Origin of the sequence: Niastella populi, assembly GCF_002078015.1 — a bacterium.
Classification (GTDB): Bacteria; Bacteroidota; Bacteroidia; order Chitinophagales; family Chitinophagaceae; genus Niastella; species Niastella populi.
On sequence record NZ_LWBP01000125.1, the window covers coordinates 1 to 539 of the forward strand.

A 539-nucleotide genomic window follows, 5' to 3' on the forward strand; every position below is an offset into this window, starting at 1 on the left:
GGCAGGTCTTGGCCTTGCGCTGAAAGAAGTTTTGTCCGCAGATAAAACTGTCTTAAAGTTGGAGGGTCATGGAAGAGAGCAAATCATCGATGGGGTAGACATCAGCAGAACGATTGGCTGGTTTGCTACGGATTATCCATTTGTACTGGATGTATCCAAATCTTCCAGTTTGGCAGAGAGCTTAGTAAACGTAAAAGAAGATCTGCGAAGCGTACCTGGTAAGGGAATTGGTTATGGCATTCTCACCTACTTAAGCCGGGAAGGGCTTGAGCGTAAACTCACCCCACAGATCACCTTTAATTACCTTGGAGACTTTGGCGCAAATGTATCCAATGATGAAGATTCCCTATTTGAGTATGCATCGGAGCGTATCGGATCAGATGTATCAAAAGAGAATAGAACGGACGCCGCCCTTGATATATCGGGGATGCTGGTAAGGGGAGAACTGGGTATGTCGATCTGGTATTCAAGTTTGAGATATGACGCGGCAACGATCAAAAAATTAGCCGGATCTTATAAAAAGAACTTACAGTCTATAA

The 539-nt window shown here is 44.3% G+C and carries 1 protein-coding gene; it reads left to right on the plus strand.

All coding sequences use genetic code 11. From position 1 onward, the window contains the following. Positions 1-58: 58 nt before the first annotated feature. The coding region (locus A4R26_RS12265) for a condensation domain-containing protein (RefSeq protein ID WP_242674890.1) at positions 59-539 on the plus strand (481 nt) is incomplete at its 3' end.